Annotated in this window: 22 protein-coding genes; 15 read left to right on the top strand and 7 right to left on the bottom strand. The window is 68.5% G+C overall.

The window, feature by feature from the left end; genetic code table 11:
• Window positions 1-29: 29 nt before the first annotated feature.
• Together CBM2588_RS18970 and CBM2588_RS18965 are read left to right on the top strand one after the other, a co-directional pair.
• The gene (locus CBM2588_RS18970) at window positions 30-704 is read left to right on the top strand and encodes an alpha/beta hydrolase (RefSeq protein WP_115681964.1); all 675 of its coding nucleotides are present in this window, start codon (window positions 30-32) and stop codon (window positions 702-704) included.
• A gap of 52 nt (window positions 705-756) precedes the next feature.
• Window positions 757-2,379 (top strand): ATP-binding protein, encoded by a 1,623-nt coding sequence (locus CBM2588_RS18965; RefSeq protein WP_115681963.1) that lies wholly within the window; start codon window positions 757-759, stop codon window positions 2,377-2,379.
• Window positions 2,380-2,436: 57 nt separating this feature from the next.
• Here CBM2588_RS18965 and CBM2588_RS18960 read toward each other — a convergent pair whose 3' ends face one another.
• On the bottom strand, window positions 2,437-3,615 hold the full coding sequence (locus tag CBM2588_RS18960) for a glycosyltransferase family 9 protein (RefSeq protein WP_115681962.1): 1,179 nt from the start codon (window positions 3,613-3,615) through the stop codon (window positions 2,437-2,439).
• A 376-nt stretch (window positions 3,616-3,991) separates the two neighbouring features.
• Between CBM2588_RS18960 and CBM2588_RS18955 the strand changes: the two genes are divergently transcribed.
• Together CBM2588_RS18955 and CBM2588_RS18950 are read left to right on the top strand one after the other, a co-directional pair.
• The gene (locus CBM2588_RS18955) at window positions 3,992-4,585 is read left to right on the top strand and encodes a sigma-70 family RNA polymerase sigma factor (protein ID WP_115681961.1); all 594 of its coding nucleotides are present in this window, start codon (window positions 3,992-3,994) and stop codon (window positions 4,583-4,585) included.
• Window positions 4,586-4,625: 40 nt separating this feature from the next.
• Window positions 4,626-4,841 (top strand): zf-HC2 domain-containing protein, encoded by a 216-nt coding sequence (locus CBM2588_RS18950; RefSeq protein WP_115681960.1) that lies wholly within the window; start codon window positions 4,626-4,628, stop codon window positions 4,839-4,841.
• A 64-nt stretch (window positions 4,842-4,905) separates the two neighbouring features.
• Here CBM2588_RS18950 and CBM2588_RS18945 read toward each other — a convergent pair whose 3' ends face one another.
• Window positions 4,906-5,286 carry a hypothetical protein gene (locus CBM2588_RS18945; protein WP_115681959.1) on the bottom strand — a complete coding sequence of 127 codons (381 nt, stop codon included), beginning with the start codon at window positions 5,284-5,286 and terminating at the stop codon, window positions 4,906-4,908.
• Between the two features lie 276 nt (window positions 5,287-5,562).
• Between CBM2588_RS18945 and czcI the strand changes: the two genes are divergently transcribed.
• The 4 genes from czcI to CBM2588_RS18925 all read left to right on the top strand — a co-directional run bounded on the left by czcI (window position 5,563) and on the right by CBM2588_RS18925 (window position 11,815).
• The gene (gene czcI / locus CBM2588_RS18940) at window positions 5,563-5,937 is read left to right on the top strand and encodes a cation efflux protein, CzcI family (RefSeq protein WP_115681958.1); all 375 of its coding nucleotides are present in this window, start codon (window positions 5,563-5,565) and stop codon (window positions 5,935-5,937) included.
• Window positions 5,938-6,053: 116 nt separating this feature from the next.
• Window positions 6,054-7,319, top strand: a complete 1,266-nt coding sequence (locus CBM2588_RS18935; protein ID WP_115681957.1) for a TolC family protein — start codon at window positions 6,054-6,056, stop codon at window positions 7,317-7,319.
• A 16-nt stretch (window positions 7,320-7,335) separates the two neighbouring features.
• Window positions 7,336-8,631: an efflux RND transporter periplasmic adaptor subunit gene (locus tag CBM2588_RS18930; protein ID WP_115681956.1), complete on the top strand. Its 1,296-nt coding sequence runs from the start codon at window positions 7,336-7,338 to the stop codon at window positions 8,629-8,631.
• A gap of 13 nt (window positions 8,632-8,644) precedes the next feature.
• Window positions 8,645-11,815 carry a CusA/CzcA family heavy metal efflux RND transporter gene (locus CBM2588_RS18925; protein WP_115681955.1) on the top strand — a complete coding sequence of 1,057 codons (3,171 nt, stop codon included), beginning with the start codon at window positions 8,645-8,647 and terminating at the stop codon, window positions 11,813-11,815.
• A gap of 17 nt (window positions 11,816-11,832) precedes the next feature.
• Here the strand turns inward: CBM2588_RS18925 and CBM2588_RS18920 are convergent, their stop codons facing one another.
• On the bottom strand, window positions 11,833-12,240 hold the full coding sequence (locus CBM2588_RS18920) for a hypothetical protein (RefSeq protein ID WP_115681954.1): 408 nt from the start codon (window positions 12,238-12,240) through the stop codon (window positions 11,833-11,835).
• Between the two features lie 206 nt (window positions 12,241-12,446).
• On the opposite strand from CBM2588_RS18920, the gene CBM2588_RS18915 reads away from it, so the two are divergent.
• The 3 genes from CBM2588_RS18915 to CBM2588_RS18905 are packed head-to-tail and all read left to right on the top strand — an operon-like array spanning window position 12,447 to window position 14,740.
• On the top strand, window positions 12,447-13,601 hold the full coding sequence (locus CBM2588_RS18915) for a cytochrome P450 (protein ID WP_115681953.1): 1,155 nt from the start codon (window positions 12,447-12,449) through the stop codon (window positions 13,599-13,601).
• 16 nt (window positions 13,602-13,617) lie between these two features.
• A complete protein-coding gene (locus CBM2588_RS18910) occupies window positions 13,618-13,974 on the top strand; it encodes an antibiotic biosynthesis monooxygenase family protein (protein WP_115681952.1) in 357 nt (118 codons plus the stop codon).
• A 10-nt stretch (window positions 13,975-13,984) separates the two neighbouring features.
• A complete protein-coding gene (locus tag CBM2588_RS18905; RefSeq protein ID WP_115681951.1) occupies window positions 13,985-14,740 on the top strand; it encodes a sulfite exporter TauE/SafE family protein in 756 nt (251 codons plus the stop codon).
• 104 nt (window positions 14,741-14,844) lie between these two features.
• Here the strand turns inward: CBM2588_RS18905 and CBM2588_RS18900 are convergent, their stop codons facing one another.
• The gene (locus CBM2588_RS18900; RefSeq protein WP_115681950.1) at window positions 14,845-15,594 is read right to left on the bottom strand and encodes a carbonic anhydrase; all 750 of its coding nucleotides are present in this window, start codon (window positions 15,592-15,594) and stop codon (window positions 14,845-14,847) included.
• A 288-nt stretch (window positions 15,595-15,882) separates the two neighbouring features.
• Between CBM2588_RS18900 and CBM2588_RS18895 the strand changes: the two genes are divergently transcribed.
• Entirely contained in the window at window positions 15,883-18,396 is a 2,514-nt protein-coding gene (locus CBM2588_RS18895) for an esterase-like activity of phytase family protein (protein ID WP_115681949.1), read from the top strand.
• Window positions 18,397-18,450: 54 nt separating this feature from the next.
• Here CBM2588_RS18895 and CBM2588_RS18890 read toward each other — a convergent pair whose 3' ends face one another.
• The gene (locus CBM2588_RS18890; protein ID WP_115681948.1) at window positions 18,451-18,651 is read right to left on the bottom strand and encodes a DUF3606 domain-containing protein; all 201 of its coding nucleotides are present in this window, start codon (window positions 18,649-18,651) and stop codon (window positions 18,451-18,453) included.
• Window positions 18,652-18,782: 131 nt separating this feature from the next.
• Here CBM2588_RS18890 and CBM2588_RS18885 point away from each other — a divergent pair, with 131 nt between their 5' ends.
• The 3 genes from CBM2588_RS18885 (at window position 18,783) to CBM2588_RS18875 (ending at window position 20,576) form a co-directional block, all read left to right on the top strand.
• The gene (locus CBM2588_RS18885) at window positions 18,783-19,880 is read left to right on the top strand and encodes an extracellular catalytic domain type 1 short-chain-length polyhydroxyalkanoate depolymerase (protein ID WP_115681947.1); all 1,098 of its coding nucleotides are present in this window, start codon (window positions 18,783-18,785) and stop codon (window positions 19,878-19,880) included.
• A 67-nt stretch (window positions 19,881-19,947) separates the two neighbouring features.
• Window positions 19,948-20,193, top strand: coding sequence for a type II toxin-antitoxin system Phd/YefM family antitoxin (locus CBM2588_RS18880; protein WP_115681946.1), 246 nt, complete (start codon window positions 19,948-19,950; stop codon window positions 20,191-20,193).
• A complete protein-coding gene (locus tag CBM2588_RS18875; protein WP_115681945.1) occupies window positions 20,190-20,576 on the top strand; it encodes a type II toxin-antitoxin system VapC family toxin in 387 nt (128 codons plus the stop codon). Before CBM2588_RS18880 ends, CBM2588_RS18875 begins: the two co-directional genes overlap by 4 nt.
• Window positions 20,577-20,582: 6 nt before the next feature.
• Here the strand turns inward: CBM2588_RS18875 and CBM2588_RS18870 are convergent, their stop codons facing one another.
• Both CBM2588_RS18870 and CBM2588_RS18865 read right to left on the bottom strand, forming a co-directional pair.
• The gene (locus CBM2588_RS18870) at window positions 20,583-20,891 is read right to left on the bottom strand and encodes a 2Fe-2S iron-sulfur cluster-binding protein (protein WP_115681944.1); all 309 of its coding nucleotides are present in this window, start codon (window positions 20,889-20,891) and stop codon (window positions 20,583-20,585) included.
• Window positions 20,884-21,501, bottom strand: coding sequence for an IMPACT family protein (locus CBM2588_RS18865; protein WP_115683654.1), 618 nt, complete (start codon window positions 21,499-21,501; stop codon window positions 20,884-20,886). Before CBM2588_RS18865 ends, CBM2588_RS18870 begins: the two co-directional genes overlap by 8 nt.
• Window positions 21,502-21,709 lie beyond the last annotated feature (208 nt).

Below are 21,709 nucleotides of genomic sequence, written 5' to 3'. Positions count from 1 at the left end.
GCGGCCACGAGTCGCCCGCCGGAGACGCCATGCTCGACCCGTCCTTGTTCGGCCGCATGTCCTTTGCCGCCGCGGCCCCGGGTGCAAGTCCGCTGCCCGCGGGTCGGCACCGGCTCGGCGTGGCCGATGAACGCGATGCCGTGCTGTTCGTCCCGGAAGGGCTCGCACCCCATGAGCCGGTGCCCCTGATGGTCATGTTCCACGGCGCCGGCGGCTTCCCCGAAAAAATCCTGCCGCATCTCGAAGCCCATGCGCAGCGGCATCGCTTCCTGGTGCTGGCGCCGCATTCGCTCTATCCCACCTGGGACATCGTCATCGGCGGCAACGGGCCGGACCTGCAGCGGCTGCACCAGGCGCTGGCCGCGGTGACGTCGCGCTACCGGATCGATCCGCGGCGGCTGGCCTTTGCCGGGTTCTCTGACGGCGCCAGCTATGCGCTGTCGCTGGGCATTACCAACGGCGATATCGCCAGCCATGTGATCGCGTTCTCCGGCGGCTTCATGTCGGTGTTCATGCAGACCGGCATTCCCAAGGTGTTCGTCGCACACGGGCTGGCCGATGAGCAATTGCCGATTGCCAGCGGGCGCGCGCATGCGGCCAGGCTGCGCGCCGCGGGCTATGACGTGGAATACGTCGAGTTCGACGGGCCCCATGTCATCCATGCGCCGGTGGTCGAGCGCGCAATCGACTTCTTCCTGCAGTAAAACCCTGGCCCCTGGCCGGGCGCGGCCACGCCATTGAACGGGAGCGCGGTACATGGATTTCGAGATTCCGGAGGCGCTGATCCATCCCCTGCTGGCGATGATCGAAACCGGTTCGCCGCTGGCCCGGCAGTTGCAGCAGCATGGCGTGTGCCACGGCAATATGCTGGTGTCGAGCAAGCTGTTCGACGCGCATGCGCTCAGTTCGCTCTATACGCTCAGCAAGACCCAGAACGAGCGCGCGCTGATGTTCCAGATGCTGGCGCTGGACAACATCTACAACGCGCCGCAGGCGCGCGTGATTCCGGGGCTCGACCAACTGGTGGCGGGGCTGGCCGCGTACCTGTCGCGCGACGTCATCGACGGCTGGCTGTACCAGCGCAACCGCGACGGCGTGCTGCTGCCCTGGGTGGTACGCCGCATGCGTTATGTCTTGCCCGAGCAAGGCATGGCGTACGTGGTGGTGGACCTGCTCGCCAATACCATGCAGTCGGCCAACTCCGCGCTGACCGACCACCACCTGCGGCGCTCGGGCATGACTACGTCGATGGTGATTACGCGCGACGATATTGCCAACCGCACCATCCCGGAGTTGCTGGCCGAATTCGGCTTCTACAAGGAGTGCGCGGAATTCCGCCAGGAATATGAACAGCACGCGCAGCGCTTCGTGCGCTGCCAGCGCGGCTTCGGTGCGCAGTTCGTCGCGACGCGCGCGGCGTTCGCGGTCGATGGCAAGGGCGCGGCCGAGCTGATCCCGATCGCCGATGCCGCGGGCGCGCGCTGCGTGAACGACGAGGAGCGGCTGGAGCGCCGTTTCGAGATGACCTGCGACCCGTCGTTCTGGCGCGAGGCGGGCATCATGGAGGGCTTCGAGCGGGTGCCGCTGCATGGCTACGTGCACCTGTTCCACCTGGAGTGGCACCGCAATATCTGGGTACACGTGCAGCACCTGGCCGACTACCGCTACCAGCCCGCGCTGCGCGACAAGCTGGTGCTGCCCGCGCACCACCGCGACCTGATCGACATCCTGACCTCGCACATGGACATGCTGGCGCCGGACTTCGTGCCCGGCAAGTCCGGTGGCACCACCATCCTGTGCCAGGGTGCGCCCGGCCTGGGCAAGACGCTGACAGCCGAGGTCTATGCCGAGGTGGTGGGCAAGCCGCTGTACCGCGTGCACTCCGGGCAGCTGGGCACCACCGCGGCGTCGGTGGGGGCCACGCTGATGACCATCCTGCGCCGCGCCATGCGCTGGAACGCAATCCTGCTGCTGGACGAGGCCGACGTCTATATCCGCCGCCGCGACAACGACCTCGAACACAATGCCATCGTCGCCGAGTTCCTGCGCACGCTGGAGTACTTCAGCGGCCTGCTGTTCATGACCACCAACCGCATCGGCGACGTCGACGATGCCATCCTGTCGCGCTGCATCGCCACCATCCACTACACCACGCCGTGCCGCGAGGATGCCGTGCGGCTGTGGCGATTGCAGGCGGCGCAGTTCGGCGCGGAACTGGACGATGTGCTGATCGATGCGCTTGCCGACGCCTACCCCGCGGCGAGCGGGCGCGACATCAAGGAACTGCTGAAGCTGGCGACGCGCTACGGCAAGGCCAAGGAGATTCCGCTGTCGATGGACGTGTTCCGCCTGTGCGGGCAGTTCCGCGGGATCGGGTAACCGGGCTGCATTTTCCCGCGCCCTGCATGGCGCCTTGACAGCGCGGCGCGCGAGCCGTTACGAGACCGCCAGGACGGCCACTTCCGGTCTGGCCGTCCGTTGCCCCGGGCGGGCGGCCGCAGGCAACGACTGCGGATGCCCGGTTTCGGCACCTCGCATCGAGGCCACCACAGCGTGCAGGACCTCGTCGACCTTGATGTACGCCATCGGGTGGAGAGGCTCAGCCCCGGCCGGCTGTCGCCAGTCCATCGCTACGTGCAACACCTTGTGCAAGGCCGTGTCCTGATAGGGGCCGGTTTTCTTCGGGCTCGCGGTGGCAAAAAGGCTGACGGTCCTTACCTTGAGTGCGATAGCCAGATGGAGAGGGCCGGTATCGCCGGTAACCAGCACCTTCATGCGCTGAATCACGGTAATCAGTGTGGGCAGCGTGGTTCGGCCGACGTAGCTGGTGACACGTTGCCTTTCTTGCGACGTCAGCCCGGCCATGAACCTGCTCTCCAGACTCCTTTCCCGATCTGATCCGATCAGCGCGATCGCGGTGTCCTCCGCTTCGGCGAGCAGAGCCTTGGCCAACTTGATGAAATGCTCGATCGGCCAGCACCTGACCGGCTGCGAGGCGCCCAACTGGAAACCGATGATGCTCGCCGGCGCAGCACCGGTGACAGGACGGGCGGGCACGAACATTTCGGGGTTGGATGTGTCGCAGCCCAAATGGCCCACCAGGTCCAGCTTGCTTTGGATCAGGTGACCCTCGTCCCGTGTCCAGGTGGCCGCTTCGAGCCACCGTTCCTGGCCAGGCAGTTCATCATCGTAGATGTTCTTGAGCAGGTAAGAACACCCGGCGAAGACCGCCGCGATCAGGTCATAGGGCCCTTTCGAGTGCAGGATGACCGCCAACTGCGGCTTGCGCTTTCGCAGTCGCCAAATGGTGGGCACGATGCTTTTGGCCTTATGGTCCCAGCAAACGATATCGTCGACATACGGACATGCGCTGACAAGGTCCCGATTCCTCGGGTTTGCCACCAGCGTAATCCTGGCGGCCGGATATCGGTTCCGCAGGGCCCGGATGGCAGGGGTATTCAGCATGAAGTCACCCAGGGCCGTGGTCGAGAATACGACGAGCCGGCTGAACTTCTGCTCGCGCACCGGCGAGCATGCGGCGTTGCGCCCGATACTAAGGAGTCGGTAGGCCCCAATGCAGATATTTGCCAGCCATACCTTCCACTGCTTTGACATTATTTGTTGCTCACTGCTGTTCTGCTTTCTGCTGTTTCTGACCGGGCTACCCGGTATTCCAGGTCGTTCGGATAATTCTTGAAGAATCTTCCCGATCAAAAATGTCCGTGCCGAAGTCGGAAATTTCGACGCGAATACGGGCTAACCCAGTGCGCGACCGCCGGTTTAAATTGATGGACATCCTGACCAGGGCCGGGCAGGGAAGGTGGAAAAGCCCGGAAGTTTACCGAAAATATCGGCAAATTTTGACCCAGCCTTTAGGGGTAAATAAGGACGAACTCCGCGCTGACCGGCAGCTGACCACCGCGGCATACCGGCAAAGCGGAGGGCGCGGGTATGATGGCGCATCCGTCCAGGCAACCGCCCCCGATCCCCGATGAGCCTCGACCCCGCCGAACTGCAGGCGCTACGCCCCTACCTGTTGCGCTTCGCGCGCCTGCAGCTGCGCGACGAGGCGGTGGCCGAGGATGCCGTCTCGGAAACGCTGCTGGCCGCGCTCGAGCATCCGGAGCGCTTTGCCGGCCAGTCGGCGCTGCGCACCTACCTGGTCGGCATCCTCAAGCACAAGATCATCGACGCGCTGCGCAGCGGCAGGCGCGAGGTCAGGCTGGCGCTGGCTACCGACGGCGATGGCCAGCCGCAGTCCGACGATGACGCCTTCGACGCCCTGTTCACGCGCAACGGCCACTACCAGGATCCACCCTCCGACTGGGGCGATCCGGAGCGCGCGTTCGAGCGTCGCGAGTTCTTCGAGATCCTGCAGCTATGTGTGGACCGCCTGCCGGCGCGCACCGGCCGCATCTTCATGATGCGGGAATGGCTGGAGCTGGACACCGAAGAAATCTGTCAGCATTTGCAGATCAGCGCGACCAATGCCTGGGCGATGCTCTACCGGGCCCGCATGCGCCTGCGCGAATGCCTCGAACTACACTGGTTCGGGCAGCGTGGCCGGCCCGGCAAGGCCGGCTGAGCCTGCCTCCGCCCACGCCAGCGAACCGTCACGGACAAAGATGCCGGAAACCCCACCCTCCCGCCCGCCGCGCCGGCTGCTGCCGGATTGCGAAGAGGTCCACCACCTGACCATGAAGAGCCTGGACCTGCCGCTGTCGTGGGGCGAGCGGCTGCGCGTGCGCTCGCACCTGGCCATCTGCGATGCCTGCACCCGCTTCAGCGCGCAGATGCGCACGCTGCGCGAAGCCATGCACCGGCTGGGGCGCGAGGAATGACAAAAGGCCAGCGCTGGCGCTGGCCTCTCTGCAGGATTTGTCGCCGGCGTGCGGCGTGGCCCGCTCAGGCGCGGGCGCCTTCGCCGTAGGGATCGAACTTGCCGGTGCGGCTGCCTTCGGTAAAGGTGTCGAAGCCGCGGGCAGGCGATGCCGACACGCCGCTGCGGTCCAGGCCGGCCACGGTGCGGGCCCCGTCGGTGAAGGGGTCGGCCTTGCCGGTGCGGGCTCCGTCGGTAAAGGGGTCGGCCTTGCCGGCGCGGGCGCCGTCGGTGAAGGCGTCATGGCTGCGGAATTCATAACCATACTTGTCACCCGGCACGGTGCTGCGGAAGTTGTAGCCGTACTTGTCGCCGGGCAGCACGTCGGCGGCGGTGGCGGCTTGGGCGGCGCCCAGCGCGGCCAGGGTCAGGAGCAGGGCGGAAGCGAGGCGGGTGGTCTTGGTCATGATGGTTTCTCCATTAGCTTGTTGAATTTGTCAGAAGGCGTTGCTTTGTGTGCGTGCCGTTCATGTACGGAACTATAGGAGTCCAAGAGCAGAGCAAGCGGGCGCTTTGCCGGATGAGTTATTCAAAAATATTGAATTGTTGCGAACCGGCCGCTCGCGCCGCCGCCATGACGCAAATGTAATGACCCCGTTGCCTGAATGATCGCGGTGCCTCGGTTAAACTTGCCGCTCGCTGGCCGGCCGCCATCGGCGTCCGCAGCGCCGCCCTCACCATTCATGCAACGCCTGATCCTCGTTCTCCTTGCGCTCGTCCTGCCGCTCCAGTTCGCCTGGGCGGGAGCCGCCGCGTATTGCGGGCACGAGGCCGCCGCGGCCGCCAAGGCCCATTACGGGCACCATGAGCACCGGCACCAGGTCGGCAGCGGCATGCCGGAGCAGCCCGCCGATCCCGCGCAGGACAAGGCCAAGCTGAACCTCGCCGATCCCGACTGCGGCGTCTGCCATATCGCCTCGCTGCCCTTCGCGCCGGCCGATGCGCAGGACGTACCCGCGCTGCGCCGGGTGGAGCTGGCGCCGCCGGTGCCCCAACCCCGCTTCTCCTCGCACAGCGCGCGGGCGCCCGACCGCCCGCAGTGGCTGCGTCTCGCTTAGCCGGCGAGACGACGCTTCCCCGCCATCCCGATCCATTCCGATCGCCTCCTGGCGTCATGACCGCATGACGCCGGGCGTCTCGCCGAATTCCCCCGGTTTTCTTCTGGTGCAATTCGATGCGAAGACTTTTGCTGCCGCTCGGGCTGGCGGCCGTGTTATCCAGCCCATTCCCCGGCGTCGCGCAGACGCCGCCCGCCGCCGTGGCGCTGCCACCGGCTGCCGCGCCGGCCGGCGCACTGGCCCCTATCCTGACCCTCGATGCCGCACTGGCGCTGGCTGAAGCCGGCAGCTTCACGCTGTCCGCCGCCGGCAAGGAGCTTGACGCCACCGAAGGCGACCTGATCCAGTCGCGCGTCATCCCCAATCCGGAACTGGCGGTGTCGATGGAAGACACGCGCAAGGCCTCGCGCTCGACCACCGGGCAGGTCAACCTGCCGATCGAACTCGGCGGCAAGCGCGCCGCGCGCATCGGCCTGGCCGAGCGCGGGCGCGAGCTGGCGCAGGCCGAGCTGGGCAGCACCCGCGCCGGGCTGCGCGCCACGGTGATCGCGCGCTTCTTCGGCGTGCTGGTGGCGCAGGAGCGCGTCCGCCTGGCCGAAGGTTCGGTCGGCATCGCCAGCCAGGCCGCCGACGCCGCGGGCCGGCGCGTGGCCGCGGGCAAGGTGGCGCCGCTGGAAGCCACGCGCGCCCGGGTGGAGCAGGCCAATGCCGAGCTGGAGCTGGCCGAGGCCACCGGCGCGCTGCAGTCAGCGCGACAGTCGCTGGCGGCGCTGTGGGGCGACAGCGTGCCGCGCTTCGCGCAGGCACAGGGCGATCTCGATGCGCTGCCGTCGCGGCCAGCGCCGGCAGCGTTGCAGGCGGCGCTGGAAGACTCGCCGCTGCTCGAAGCCAGCCGCCTGGCGGCGGAGCGCAGCCGTGCCGAAGTGGCGGTGCAGCGCAGCCGCCAGTATCCCGACGTGACCGTGAGCCTGGGCGCCAAGCGCGACAACGAGGCCAACCGCAACATGGCGGTGCTGGGCGTGGCGATTCCGCTCCCGCTGTTCGACCGCAACCAGGGCAACCTGTACGCGGCGCTGCGCCGTGCCGACGGCGCGCAGGACGCGCACGCCGCCACGCGCGTGCGCCTGCAGGGCGAACTGCAGCAGGCCTCGACGCAGCTGTCGGTGTCGCGCGCCGCGGCGCAGACGCTGCAGGCCTCGGTGCTGCCGGCGGCCGAACAGGCCTACGCTGCCGCCTCGCGCGGGTTCGAGGCCGGCAAGTTCAATTTCCTCGACGTGCTGGATGCCCAGCGCACGCTGTTCCAGGCGCGCATCCGCTACCTGGACGTGCTGGCCCGCACCTATGACGCGGCCGCCAGCATCGACCGCATCCTCGGACACTGATACGGAAGCTGCAGACATGGCAATGAGCAAGCAACAACGGGCCGCGGTGGTGGCCATCCTGGTCGCGGGGCTTTTGGGCGGCGCGGCGATACTGTTCACCGGCAAGGGCGGCAGCACCAGCGGCGAGGCCGCGCACGGGCATGCCGAGCATGGCGACGAGCACGGGCACGAGCATGGCAAGGAGGACGACAAGGCGGAGGCCAAGGCAGGGGGCAAGGCCGATTCACATGCCGGCGCGAGCACGCCCGCGGCGCAAGCGCAGGCGGAAGGCAAGCCGCACGTGATCGCGCTGACGCCCGCGCAGATCGAGCAGGCCGGCATCGGCATGGCCACCGCCGCGGCCGCGGCGCTGCGCAGCAGCGTCGATTTCCCCGGCGAGATCCGCTTCAACGATGACCGCACCGCGCACGTGGTGCCGCGCGTCGCGGGCGTGGCGCAGGCGGTGCCGGCCAACCTGGGCCAGCCGGTGCGCAAGGGCGAGGTGCTGGCGCTGATCGCCAGCACCACGGTGGCGGAGCAGCGCAGCGAACTGCTGGCCGCGCAGAAGCGCGAGGCGCTGGCGCGGGCCACTTATGCGCGCGAGAAGACGCTGTGGCAGGAAAAGATCTCCGCCGAGCAGGACTACCAGCAGGCGCGCACGGCGCTGGAAGAGGCGCAGATCGCGGTGCAGAACGCGCGCCAGAAGCTCACCGCGATCGGCGCCGCCGAGCGCGGCGGGGCCGGCGGCGCGCTGAACCAGTTCGCGCTGCGCGCGCCGTTCGACGGCATCGTGGTCGAGAAGCACCTGTCGCTGGGTGAAGCGGTCAAGGAAGACGCCAGCGTTTTCACGATCTCGGACCTGGGTTCGGTCTGGGCCGAGTTCGTGGTGTCCGCGCGCGACCTGGACCGGGTGCGCGTGGGCGAGGCGGTGACGGTGCGCTCCAGCGCCTCCGCCACGCAGGCCGAAGGCAAGGTGTCCTACGTCGGCGCCTTGCTGGGCGAGCAGACCCGCACCGCCAAGGCGCGCGTGACGCTGGCCAATCCGGGCACGGCATGGCGCCCGGGGCTGTTTGTCACGGTCAGCGTGCTGGGCGCGCCGGTGCAGGTGCCGGTGACGGTCGCGGCCGACGCGGTGCAGCAGGTCGATGGCCAGAGCGTGGTGTTCGTCGCGGTGCCGGACGGGTTTGCGGCGCGGCCGGTCAGGACCGGGCGCACCGACGGCAAGCTGGTGGAGGTGACCCAGGGCCTGCAGGCCGGCGCGCGCTACGCCGCGGCCAACAGCTTCATCCTCAAGTCCGAGCTGGGCAAGGCCAGCGCCGGGCATGAGCACTGAGCGGGAGGCGCCCATGTTCGAACGCCTGATCCGCTTTGCCATTGCGCAACGCTGGCTGGTGCTGCTGGCGGTGCTGGGCATGGCCGCGCTGGGCCTGTACAGCTACACCCGGCTGCCGATCGACGCGGTGCCCGACATCACCAACGTGCAGGTGCAGATCAATACCGCCGCGCCGGGCTATTCGCCGCTGGAGACCGAGCAGCGCATCACCTATCCGGTCGAGACCGTGATGGCGGGGCTGCCCGGGCTGGAGCAGACCCGCTCGCTGTCGCGCTACGGGCTGTCGCAGGTGACGGTGATCTTCCGCGACGGCACCGACATCCACTTTGCGCGCCAGCTGGTCAACCAGCGCATCCAGCAAGCGCGCGACCAGTTGCCGCCCGGCATCACGCCCGCGATGGGACCGATCTCTACCGGGCTGGGCGAGATCTACCTGTGGACCGTCGAAGCCGACCCCGGCGCGCGCAAGCCCGATGGCACCGCGTACACGCTGTCCGACCTGCGCGAGATCCAGGACTGGGTAATCCGGCCGCAGCTGCGCAACGTGCCGGGCGTGACCGAGGTCAACGCCATCGGCGGCCATGCGCGCGCCTATGTGGTGGCGCCCGACCTGGCACGCATGGCCTCGTACGGGCTGGCGCTGGCCGATGTGGTGGGTGCGCTGGAGAAGAACAACGACAACGTCGGCGCGGGCTATATCGAGCGCCGCGGCGAACAGTACCTGGTGCGCGTGCCGGGCCAGGTGCGCTCGCTGGACGAAATCGGCGACGTGATCGTCGGCAGCGCGCAGGGCCAGCCGATCCGCGTGCGCGACGTGGCCACGGTGCAGACCGGCGGCGAGCTGCGCACCGGCGCAGCCACCGAGAACGGCCGCGAGGTGGTGCTGGGCACGGTGTTCATGCTGATCGGCGAGAACAGCCGCGCGGTGTCGCAGGCGGTCGACCGCAAGATGGCCGAGATCAATCGCACGCTGCCGGCGGGGGTGCAGGCCGTTACCGTGTACGACCGCACCACGCTGGTCGACAAGGCCATCGCCACGGTCAAGAAGAACCTGCTCGAAGGCGCGGTGCTGGTGATCGCCATCCTGTTCCTGTTCCTGGGCAACCTGCGCGCGGCGCTGATCACCGCGCTGGTGATCCCGCTGTCGATGCTGTTCACCTTCACCGGCATGGTCCACTACCGCATCAGCGCCAACCTGATGAGCCTGGGCGCGCTGGACTTCGGCATCATCATCGATGGCGCGGTGGTGATCGTCGAGAACTGCGTGCGCCGGCTGGCGCATGCGCAGGCCGCCCACGGACGCACGCTGACCCGCGACGAACGCCTGCAGGAAGTCTTTGCCGCCGCGCGCGAGGCGCGCCGGCCGCTGCTGTACGGCCAGCTGATCATCATGGTGGTGTACCTGCCGATCTTCGCGCTCACCGGGGTCGAGGGCAAGATGTTCCATCCGATGGCCTTTACCGTGGTGCTGGCGCTGCTGGGGGCGATGGTGCTGTCGGTGACCTTCGTGCCCGCGGCGGTGGCGCTGTTTATCGGCAACCGCGTGGCCGAGCGCGACAACCGGCTGATGGCGTGGGCGCGCCGCCGCTACGCGGTGCTGCTGGAGCGCGTGCTGGCGTCGACGCCGGTGGTGCTGGCCGGCGCCGGCGTGGCCGTGGTGTTGTGCCTGGCCATTGCCACGCGCCTGGGCAGCGAATTCGTGCCCAGCCTCAACGAAGGCGACCTCGCGGTGCAGGCGCTGCGCATACCCGGCACCAGCCTGACGCAATCGGTGGCGATGCAGCAGCAGGTGGAGACCGCGCTCAAGGCCAAGTTCCCGGAGATCGAGCGCATCTTTGCCCGCACGGGCACCGCGGAGATTGCCTCGGACCCGATGCCGCCGAACATCTCCGACGGCTACATCATGCTCAAGCCCGAATCGCAGTGGCCCGAGCCGCGCCGTACGCGCGACGCGCTGATCGCCGCGATCCGCGCCGAGGTGGGCAAGCTGCCGGGCAACAACTATGAGTTCTCGCAACCGATCCAGCTGCGCTTCAACGAGCTGATCTCGGGCGTGCGCTCGGACGTGGCGGTCAAGGTGTTCGGCGACGACAACGCCGTGCTGGAGCAGACCGCCAGCCGCATCGCCGCGGTGCTGCAAGACATTGCCGGCGCGGCCGAGGTCAAGGTCGAGCAGACCACCGGGCTGCCGATGCTGACGGTGCGGATCGAGCGCAACCAGGCCGCCCGCTACGGGCTGAACCTGAGCGATATCCAGGACGCGGTGTCGATCGGCATTGGCGGCAAGGTGTCCGGCACCTTCTTCAGCGGCGACCGGCGTTTCGATATCGTGGTGCGCCTGCCCGAGTCCGTGCGCGCGGACATCGACGCGCTGCGGCGACTGCCGGTGGCGCTTCCGAAGGATGCCGGTGCGCGCACCAGCTACATCCCGCTGAGCGAAGTCGCCAGCGTGGAGATGGCGCCGGGCCCCAACCAGGTCTCGCGCGAGAACGGCAAGCGCCGCATCGTGGTCAGCGCCAATGTGCGCGGGCGCGATATCGGCAGCTTCGTGCCCGAGGCCGAGGCCGCCATCCGCGCGCGCGTGGCGATTCCCGCCGGCTACTGGACCAGCTGGGGCGGCACTTTCGAGCAGTTGCAGTCCGCCACCGAGCGGCTGCGCGTGGTGGTGCCGCTGGCGCTGGGGCTGGTGTTCGTGCTGCTGTTCGCCATGTTCGGCAACGTCAAGGACGGGCTGCTGGTCTTCACCGGCATCCCGTTCGCGCTGACCGGCGGCATCCTGGCGTTGTGGCTGCGCGGCATCCCGTGGTCGATCTCGGCGGCGGTGGGCTTTATCGCGCTGTGCGGCGTGGCGGTGCTCAACGGACTGGTGATGCTGTCGTTCATCCGCTCGCTGCGCGAGGCCGGCCACGGTCTGGACCACGCCATCCGCGCAGGCGCGCTGACGCGGCTGCGCCCGGTGCTGATGACGGCGCTGGTGGCCTCGCTCGGCTTCGTGCCGATGGCGCTGGCCACCGGCACCGGCGCCGAGGTGCAGCGGCCGCTGGCGACGGTGGTGATCGGCGGCATCCTGTCGTCGACGGCGCTGACGCTGCTGGTGCTGCCGGTGCTGTACCGGCTGGCGCATCGCAACGATGCGCCGGCGGCGGAGCGGGCCGATGGGCGGGTGGCGCCGATGGAGCCGTGACAAGCGCGCCCGGCGGCCTATTGCGGCGTGCCGGGCGGCGTGCCGGGCAGCGCCCCGGGCGTCAGCACGCTCATTCCCGAGACCCCGCTCGAGGTGGTGCGGCGCTGGCTCATCAGGACACCGTTCTGGTCGAATTCGAACAGCACCGTCGAAGTGCGGATCGCGCCGCCGGCAAACAATGGCCCGATGAAGGGAATGAAGCTCTCGGGGTGGGGCTGCGAGGCAGCGAACGAGTAGACCAGGATGGTCGAGCCGTCGCGCAGCGTCGCTTTCGAGGAAGGCGGGCCGAGCTGCGCAGTGACCTCGTCGAGCGTGGAAAAACCGGGCAGGAAGTTCGACAAGTGCTCGGGCTTCACGTCGACGCCGGTGGAAACGCACGCCGCCAGCATGATGCCGGCCACAACCAGTGCGTGAACACGCTTCATGTCGTCACCGCCGTACTTGGTATGGCGTGGCCGCGCGAGGCGCCCGGCACGCCGTGCTCAAAGCATACAACCAATCGACGGGCCGCAGCACCCTGCATTCGACGCTTCACGACACCGTGAAGCTTCCGGCCCGGCCGCGGCGGCATGATGCCGATGTGCGCCCGAGCTTGCGGCGCAATCAGCCAATACATGCGATTCGCGCCGCCATGCCAGAGACCATCACAGCCACCGTTACCGGGATCGATCCGCTCAGCGCCGTCATGCATCCCGACCCCTATCCCTACTACCGTGAACTGGCCGCCACCCGGCCCTTCTTCCGCGAGCAACGCCTGGGGCTGTGGATTGCCGCCGGGCCAAGCGAAGTGGCAGCCGTGCTGGCCCATCCCGACTGCCGCGTGCGCCCGGCCACGCAGCCGGTGCCGCCCGCGCTGGCCGGCACCGCGGCCGGCGACCTGTTCGGCCGGCTGGTCCGCATGAACGATGGCGCCGCGCATGCGCCGCTGAAGGCGCTGCTGATGCCGATGCTGGCGGCCGTGGATCCGGGCGTCGCGGCGCAACACGCCGCCGCGATGGCGCAAATGATGGATCCGGGCGAGCACGCGCACGCTGCCATGACGGCCGCGTCGGTCAACCGCTGGCTCGTCACCCTTCCGGTCGTCACGGTGGCAGCCGTGCTCGGCCTGCCGGTGACGCGCGACCGCGGCACGGCGGTTGAAGTGGCGCAGCAAGTTGCCGCGTTCGCCGCGGCCCAGTCGCCGCTGGCGGACGCGGACACCGTGCGCGGCGGCGCCGAGGCGGCGCGGTGGCTGGGCACGTGGCTGGACTCGTCGCTCGCCAGCAGCGTGGTGGCTGACGGCCCGCTGCCCGCGCTGCAACGCGCGGCACTGGCTGCCGGCATCGAGGCGCAGGCGGTCGCCGCCAATATCATCGGCCTGCTGGTCCAGGCCTGCGAAGCGACTGCCGGGCTCGCCGGCAATACGCTGCTGCGGCTGGGCCGCAATCCATCGGCCGGCGGTATGCCGTTGCTGGGCATGGTGGCGCGCGTCGCGCAGGACGACCCGCCGGTGCAGAATACGCGCCGATTCCTTGCTGCGGACACCGAGCTTTGCGGCCACGCCGTCAAGGCCGGCGACACGGTGCTGGTGCTGCTGGCCGCGGCATCGACCAGCGGCCTTGCCGACGATGCGCGCGCGTGGACCTTCGGCCATGGCCGCCATGCTTGCCCCGGGGACCGGCTGGCGCAAGCGCTGGCTGCGGCGACGGTGTCGGCGCTGTGCGCGCGCGGCGCCGAGCCGGCTGCACTGGCGCGCGCATTCCGCTATCGTCCGTCGCTGAACGCGCGCATTCCGCATTTCCTTTGATCTCATGGAGACCAGCATGATCGCCGTCATCTTCGAAGTCGAGCCCGCGCCGGGCCGGCAGGACGCCTACCTCGACATCGCCGCGCACCTGCGCCCGCAGCTCGAGGCCATCGATGGCTTTATCTCGGTGGAGCGCTTTCAGAGCCTGACCAACCCCGGCAAGCTGCTGTCGCTGTCGTTCTTCCGCGACGAGGCCGCGGTGATCGCGTGGCGCAATACGCTGGCGCATCGCCAGGCGCAGGCCGCCGGACGCGGCGGCGTGTTTGCCGGCTACCGGCTGCGCGTGGCGCAGGTGCTGCGCGACTACGGGCTCGATGCGCGCGAGCAGGCGCCGGCGGACAGCCGCGCGGTGCACGACCGCGATGCGGGCTGAAGGTGTGGCGATGACGATGGAATCGATCGGCGCGCAGGCCGCCTTTATCGGCCTGACATTCCTGCTGGCGGGCTTCGTCAAGGGCGTGGTGGGGCTGGGCCTGCCCACGGTCGCGGTGGGCATGCTGGGGCTGGTGATGCCGCCGGCGCAGGCCGCGGCGCTGCTGGTGGCGCCGTCGATGGTGACCAACGTGGTGCAGCTGTTCAGCGGCCCGCGCTTCGGCCTGCTGGTGCGGCGCCTGTGGCCGATGCTGGCGGCGATCTGCGCCGGCACCTGGCTGTGCGCGGCACTGGTGCCGGCCGACATGATCACGCACGCGACGTCCGCGCTGGGCGTGGCGCTGGTGCTGTACGCGGTGGTGGGGCTGGCGGCGGTAAAGCTGACGGTGCCGGCCGGCGCGGAACGCTGGCTCGGGCCGCTGGTCGGGCTGGTCACCGGCGGCATCACCGCGGTCACGGGCGTGTTCGTGATTCCGGCCGTGCCCTACCTGCAAGGGCTGGGGCTGGACAAGGAGAGCCTGGTGCAGGCGCTGGGCCTGTCGTTCACGGTGTCGACCGTGGCGCTGGCGGTCAGCCTGGCGCTGGGCGGCGCGCTGCTGCATATGCCGGTGCTTGGGGCGTCGGCGCTGGCGCTGGTGCCTGCGCTGGGCGGGATGTTCCTGGGGCAGTGGCTGCGCCACCGGATCAGTGCGGAGCGTTTTCGCAAGCTGTTTTTCTGCGGGTTGCTGGTGTTGGGTGGGGAACTGGCGATGCGGGGGTTGGGGTGAGGGGCGTTGAGCTCTTTCGCTTGCGGTCGGTTGCTCCCCTCTCCCGCAAGCGGGAGAGGGAGTACACAAGCGGTGTTGGAAATCCGTCAGCCTTACAAGATTCCTCAGCGGCTTGCCTGCACCGTCCTGCCGTTCAGCGGTTGCACCGGCCGCGCGTTCATCGGATAGAGCTTCCGGAACGCCGCCAATTGTGCCGGCGACACTTCCACCGGAGTCTTCAGCACCTGCCAGCGCACGTCCTCGCTGCATGGCGGCGTGGTCAGCGAACCGGTGAAGGACCAATAGGCCTGCTGCGTCGGCAGCAGCGCCGCAACGTCCAGCGGCGCAGCCAGTTCACGTGATTCGCCGCCCTTGGCCGGCAGGCTGGCGAACACCGGCTTGAGCGCTGCGTTCTCGCGGCCCGACTTGAACAGCACGGCCACCACCGCCAGCTTGCCTTCGGCGTTCTGATGCACCAGGTGCGCCACCAGCGGATAGGTCTTGCCGTTGACCTTCTCTTCGCTCGGCGTGTGGAAGTGGAACTGCAACAGCTTGTACGGCACGCCGTCCAGTTCGATCTGTCCCGCCGCCGGCAGGTTGACCTGCACGGTGTGGCCGTTGTTGACCACGGTTCCAGAAGCTGCGGCGTAGCCGAAGCCGATCGGCTTCAGGTCGGCGGGACGTGCCTTGCTGGTGCGGATGTCGATGGGCGACTGGTGCTTGCCCAGCGCGCAGGTCTGGTAGGCCTGGTCCAGCTCGGCCCAGTGGCTGGTGCCGGTGGGGCCGGTGTAGCTCCAGTGCGGTTCGTTGCCGGCCCATGCGGCCGGGGCGAGCAAGGCGGCGCAGAGGGTGAAAAGCGGCAGCTTGGTGTTCATGTGTCGATGCGTCCTCGTGTTGATAAACCCCTTGTTTTCCGACGTGGTGTTATCGATCTGTCCCAGTCTTGAGTGCCGGGTCCGGGCCCGGGCCGGAAATCATGCAGCAAAACTGCCGGCAGGCGAATAAGGCATTGCTGAATTCCGGTCTGCACTGCGCTTAACGCGGGTAAGGGCTGCATGTCTTTGCGCGATTGATGCGGGTCGCTCATGCTGTCACGCAAGCGACATCAAGCCGACATATCGGCCCACCACCATGGCGCATTGCCCAACTCCAGGAACCCTGCAATGCGCCTGAGCGTCTTCCCTTCGCGCCGGACCCGCGCGGCACTGGCTACTGCCGCGGTGGCGGCATCGCTGCTGGCGGCATGCGGCGGCGACGATAACGGCAGCGGCAACGGCACGCCCGCGGTCACCGCCCCTACGCTGGTGGGCCGCGCCGTGCTGCCCGCCGCCACCTTTGCCAGCGGGCCGCAGTCGGGGCGCTATGTCACCGGCGACCTCAACGGGCAGACAGCGCCGTTTGCTTCACAGCCGGTGCAGGGTTTCTCGGCGGTGCTGCGCAACCCGGACGGCAGCTTCATGGTGATGGCCGACAACGGCTACGGTTCGCTGGAAAACTCGGCCGACTTCAACCTGCGCGTCTACACGGTGGCGCCCACGTTCAAGACCGCGGCCGGAGGCGCGGGCAGCGTGGCGGTGCGCAGCTTTATCGAGCTGAAGGACCCCAACGGGCACGTCAAGTTCGCCATCGCGAACCAGTTCACCAGCGAGCGCGTGCTGACCGGCGCCGACTTCGATATCGAGAGCATGCAGCGCGGCAGCGACGGCACGCTGTGGTTCGGCGATGAGTTCGGCCCGTTCCTGCTGCATACCGACGCCAACGGCGTGCTGCTGGAAGCGCCGATTCCGCTGCCGGATTTCGAGAACGCCGGCAAGGAGATCCGCTCGCCGCAGAACCCGTTCAACGAAGAGGCCACGCCGGTGCGCATCATGAACGCGGTGCGCGCGCATGCCTTCGCGCATGGCGGCACCCGCGCGCCGGTGTTTGCGCCCTATTACGTGCAACTCAAGTACGACGTCAACGGCGTCAAGTCGAGCCCCGACGCGCACTACGCGCGCGGCGGCAACCCGCAGCCGGGGCTGGTGCCGGCAGTTTCCGACACGCTCGACGTGGCCTCGCTCAAGGCCGCCGGCTACAGCGTGGTGACCTGGACCGTCAACGACAGCGCCAAGATGACCGAGCTGCTCAAGGCCGGCGTCAACGGCATCATCTCGGACCGGCCCGACCTGCTGTACGCGGCCGTCGCCGCCTACGATGCCAACGGCGACGGCAAGGCCGGCGACTACCTGAGCGCCGACGGTCTGATCGACGCCGCGAAGTTCGATGCGCAGGGCCACCGCGGCGCGCGCGACCTGCGCCCGGAGAATACCTTGCCGGCGATGGAGGCCGCGCTGGACAACCTGATGACCACGCTGGAGACCGATGTCGGCATCACCGCCGATGGCGTCGCGCTGCTCAAGCACGATCCCTATATCGAATCGGTCAAGTGCCGCCGCGCCGATGGCGCGCCCTACGGCACCGCCGACGAAGTGCTGATCAGGAACCTGACTGCGGCGCAGATCCAGTCCACCTACATCTGCGACAAGCTGTTCCGCGGCCCGAGCCAGCGCAACGACGCGGCGCTGTCGCCGGTGTCGGCGGCGGTGGCGGCGGGCAAGGGCTACGCCAGCCCGTACGTGGTGCCGCGCGCGCAGGATGTGTTCGACCTGGTCAGCGCCTATGTTGCGTACTACAGCACCGGCGCGGGGCAGGGTCATCCGCAGGCGGCGCAGCGGGTGAAGAACGCGCAGGCGGTGCGCTTCAATCTCGAGACCAAGCTCAATCCGCGCAGCGACAAGGATGGCAAGGGCAATGTCTACAAGGACCGCACCGTCGGCGCGGAACAGATGGCCGACACGCTGGCGGGTGTGATCAGTGCCGCCGGCATGGCCCAGCGCGCCGATATCCAGAGCTTCGACTTCCGCACGTTGCTGCGCGTGCAGGAGAAGTTTCCGGCGATCCGCACGGTGTACCTGTTCGGCGACTTCCCGATCTATGGCGACGCGGCCAACAGCGACGACGGCACCAACATGCAGGACGAGGCCGGCGCCAACACGCCGTGGATGGCGGGCCTGTACTGGCCGTACCGCGCCACCGTGACGTCGAACCCGCTGCGCGCCAAGCGCTCGGGCGGCTTCGAGGGCATGGCGATCAGCCCGGACGGCAAGAAGCTCTATCCGCTGCTGGAACTGCCGCTGGCCGGCCACGACGGCAAGACGCTGCTGATCTCGGAGTTCGATATCGCCACGCGCCGGTACACCGGGGTGCAACACAAGTACCGGCTCGACGACAAGGGCACCAATATCGGCGATTTCATCCTGTTCAACGCCAGCGAGGGCATTGTCATCGAGCGCGACGGCTCGCAGGGCGACCTGAACGGCTTCAAGAGGCTGTTCCAGGTGACGCTGGGCAAGCCGGGCGACTATGTCGCCAAGTCCGAACTGGCCAACCTGATGGCGCTGCGCGACCCGTCCGGCATCAGCGCGGGCGGTGCCCCGGGCGACGTGGCGCTGGGCGATCCGTTCGGCATGCCGTTCAACACCATCGAAGACGTGCTGGTGCTGGACGCGACCACGCTGCTGGTGATCGACGACAACAACTTCCCGTTCAGCGTGGGGCGGCATGTCGGCAGCAAGATGCCGGATGACAGCGAGTTCATCCAGATCCGGCTGCCCAAGGCGCTCAACGTGGGGGGCTAGGACGCCAGCCGGGCGCAACGCGGCGCGCTGGCATCCCGCCAGGGTGGGGGGATGTCAGCCGGAGCGCGCGCCCGGGTGCCGCTGTTCCAGCTGCGCGCGCACCGCCGAAATATGATCGCCGGCCTGGTCGACGGCATTTTCCAGGTCGCTGGTGCTGCAGCCCAGCTCCCTGCACCAGTACTGCACTTCGAGCGGATCCGTCAGGTTGATGCGGCCCGGATCCAGGGGCCTGAACTCGCTTGTCACATCGCTCATGCTTGCCTCCGGTTCGTGTCTGGGGCGACACGGTCTTTGCATTGTAGGCAGACATCCGGCGCGCGTTGCATGCAAGTTGCGTCGGCCACAGCGCATATCATGTGGCGGTGATCCCTTGCACAGGAAGCCGCATGCCCCGCTCACCCGGCGCGAAACTCTGGTCCACGCTGAACAAGGCCGCGTCGCGCCATGCGCGCCAGATGCAGCGCGCCGTCAACAAGAACCTCACCAAGCCGATGACCGAGGCCATCGTGCGCAACGCGGTGAAGCAATCCGCTGCAGTCACGGCGGCCACGCAGCGTGCCTTGTCAGGCGTGGTGTCGCCGGTGGCGGCCCCGCAGAGCCGTGGCAGCGGGCGCTGGGAAGAGGGCGCATGGGGCGCGCCGCTGGCGCCGCGCCGCTACCGCATTTTCGTCCCGGCCGGCGCCACCGCGTCGCGCCGTGCGCCGATGCTGGTGCTGCTGCACGGCTGCGGCCAGGACGCCGCCAGCTTTGCCGCGGTCACGCGCGCCGCCGCGGTGGCGCGCGAATCCGGCTGGGTGGTGCTGCTGCCCGAGCAGAGTTCGCAGGCCAATGGGCAGCGTTGCTGGAACTGGTTCCGGCCTGCCGCGCAGGGCGCCGTGGAAGCCGGGCTGCTGATGACGCTGATCGACCAGGCCTGCCGCCGCCATCCGGTGGCGGCGGACCGCGTCAGCGTGCTGGGCCTGTCCGCCGGCGGGGCGATGGCGCTGATGCTGGGGCTGCGCTATCCGTCACGCTTTGCCGCGGTGGGCTCGCACTCGGGCGCGGTGCCGTGGAGCGCCGCCAATGCCACGCAGGCCACGCGCGCCATGCGCGGGCAGCGCGGGCCCGACGCCAAGACCATGCAGGCGCTGCGCTTCGGCCTGGCGGGACGCCGCCCGCCGCCGCTGCTGCTGCTGCATGGCGATGCCGACCACGTGGTGGACTTCAGCAACGCCACCGCCGCCGCCGGCATGTGGATGCACCTGCAGCCCGAAGGCACGCCGCCGCTGGCCGGCGTGCCGGCCCGGCGCATCCAGCGCGGCATGCGCCGCGCCGTCGATGTGTTCGACTGGTACGAGGGCAGCTCGCCCTACCTGCGCCTGGTGCGCGTGGAAGGCCTGGGCCACGCGTGGAGCGGCGGCGCCGGCGGGCACGCGTTCTCGGACCCGGCCGGGCCGGACGGGTTGAAGCTGGCGTTGCGGTTTTTTCTGGCGGTTGGGGCTTAGAGGAACGGCAATTGCCGCAGGAGATGAATGGACTAAACTAAGTAGACTTAGTTTAGTGAGGCGCGTCATGCAAACCATCAACATCCACGAGGCCAAGACCCATCTCTCGCGGCTGGTCGATCAGGCGGCCAACGGCGAGCCTTTTGTGATCGCCAAGGCAGGCAAGCCCCTTGTGAAAGTCGTGGCGCTGCATGTGCCGGAGAAAGCGCAGGTCAAGCGGTTGGGATTCATGGCCGGACATGGGCAGGTGCCCGATGATTTCGATCGCATGGGCCAGCGCGAGATTGAAGCCATGTTTGGCGGCGAGTCATGAAACTCCTGCTGGATACGCACCTGCTGCTGTGGATGGCTCTGACGCCTGAGCGCATCTCGCCAGACGCGCATGCGCTATTGAATGCCGACGACACGGTGCTGGTTTTCAGCGCCGCCAGCCTGTGGGAGATCGGCGTCAAGCAAGGGCTTGGCCGTGCGGACTTCCAGATCAACGCCCGGGTCTTTCGCAGAGGCTTGCTTGATAACGGCTACAGTGAGCTGCCGATCCGCAGTGATCATGCGGTGGCGTTTGATTGCCTTCCGCCGATTCACAAGGACCCGTTTGACCGGCTTCTCGTCGCCCAGGCAACCGTGGAAGGCCTGACGCTGCTGACCTCGGACCCGCTTGTTGGCCAATACCCTGGGCCCATTCGGCTGGTCTGATCGCAGCTAGCCGAGACTGACCGGCTCAAACACTACATCACTCTCCGGACAAGCCACGCAGGGCAATATCAGCCCCTCGTCCTTTTCGTCCGGACTCAACCCCGGCCACTCGATCCGGTAGCGGATCGTCCCGGCGTGCAGCCGGCTGGCGCAGGCGCGGCAGGTGCCGTTGCGGCACGAATTGGGCAGCGCCACGCCTTCGAGCAAGGCCGCCTCCAGCAGGCTCAGCGCCACCGGCGCGGGGAAGCGGGCAGGGCCCGGCAGCACCTGTGCGGTGAATTCGGCGCTTTCGTCCGAAGGCTCCATGTCAGCCATGGCTGTCGTCCTCCGCCTTCGGAAATTGCGCACGGCCGTGGGTGGCGTCTCGCAACGCGTTGCGCGCGGCGTCGAGCTGCGTTGCGGGCATGCGCAACACCAGCGTGGCGACTGCGCCGTAGCCGGTCTCGGCCAGCGTGCAACCAGCCGGCGCCTCGTAGTCCAGCCAGCGGCGCACGCGCGGCTCGTCGGCATAGTCGACCGCGACCGCCAGCGTGCCGTAGGCGATGCGCTCGACCCGTTCGGCGGTCTTCAGGGCCGCGGCGATGGCATCGGTGTAAGCGCGCACCAACCCACCAGCCCCCAGCTTGACGCCACCGTAGTAGCGCACCACCGCCGCCAGCACGCCGTCGAGATCGTGGTGGCGCAGCACTTCCAGGATCGGCCGCCCGGCGGTGCCGGAGGGCTCGCCATCGTCGGACATGCCCGAGGCCCCGCCGGCCAGCAGCGCCCAGCACACATGGGTGGCGGTGGGATGCTCCGCGCGCAGCGCCTGCAGCGCGGCCATGGCGGCGTCGCGGTCGGCAACCGGCAGCGCCAGCGCCAGGAAGCGGCTCTTGCGGATCTCGATCTCGGCGTGGACGGGGTTGGCTAGCGTGTAGGTGGGCACGGGCAACGGAACTGGTACGGAAATCCGCGCCGGCCGGGCCGCGGAAGCAAGGCGGCAGTGTACCGCAGCGGACCCGGCCGGCCCGAAGCCCGCCGCGCATTGTGTTGCATCGTCAACTTGGTGTCACAAACGGCGCCTACGATCCGCCCCGGACGTGCGCGATGACGCCCGCCGCCGCCTGTGCAACAGGTGCCTGGTCCCGCCCCCG

The organism is Cupriavidus taiwanensis (genome assembly GCF_900250075.1).
GTDB classification, from domain to species: Bacteria; Pseudomonadota; Gammaproteobacteria; order Burkholderiales; family Burkholderiaceae; genus Cupriavidus; species Cupriavidus taiwanensis_C.
This window is presented reverse-complemented; position numbering and strand designations above follow the sequence as displayed.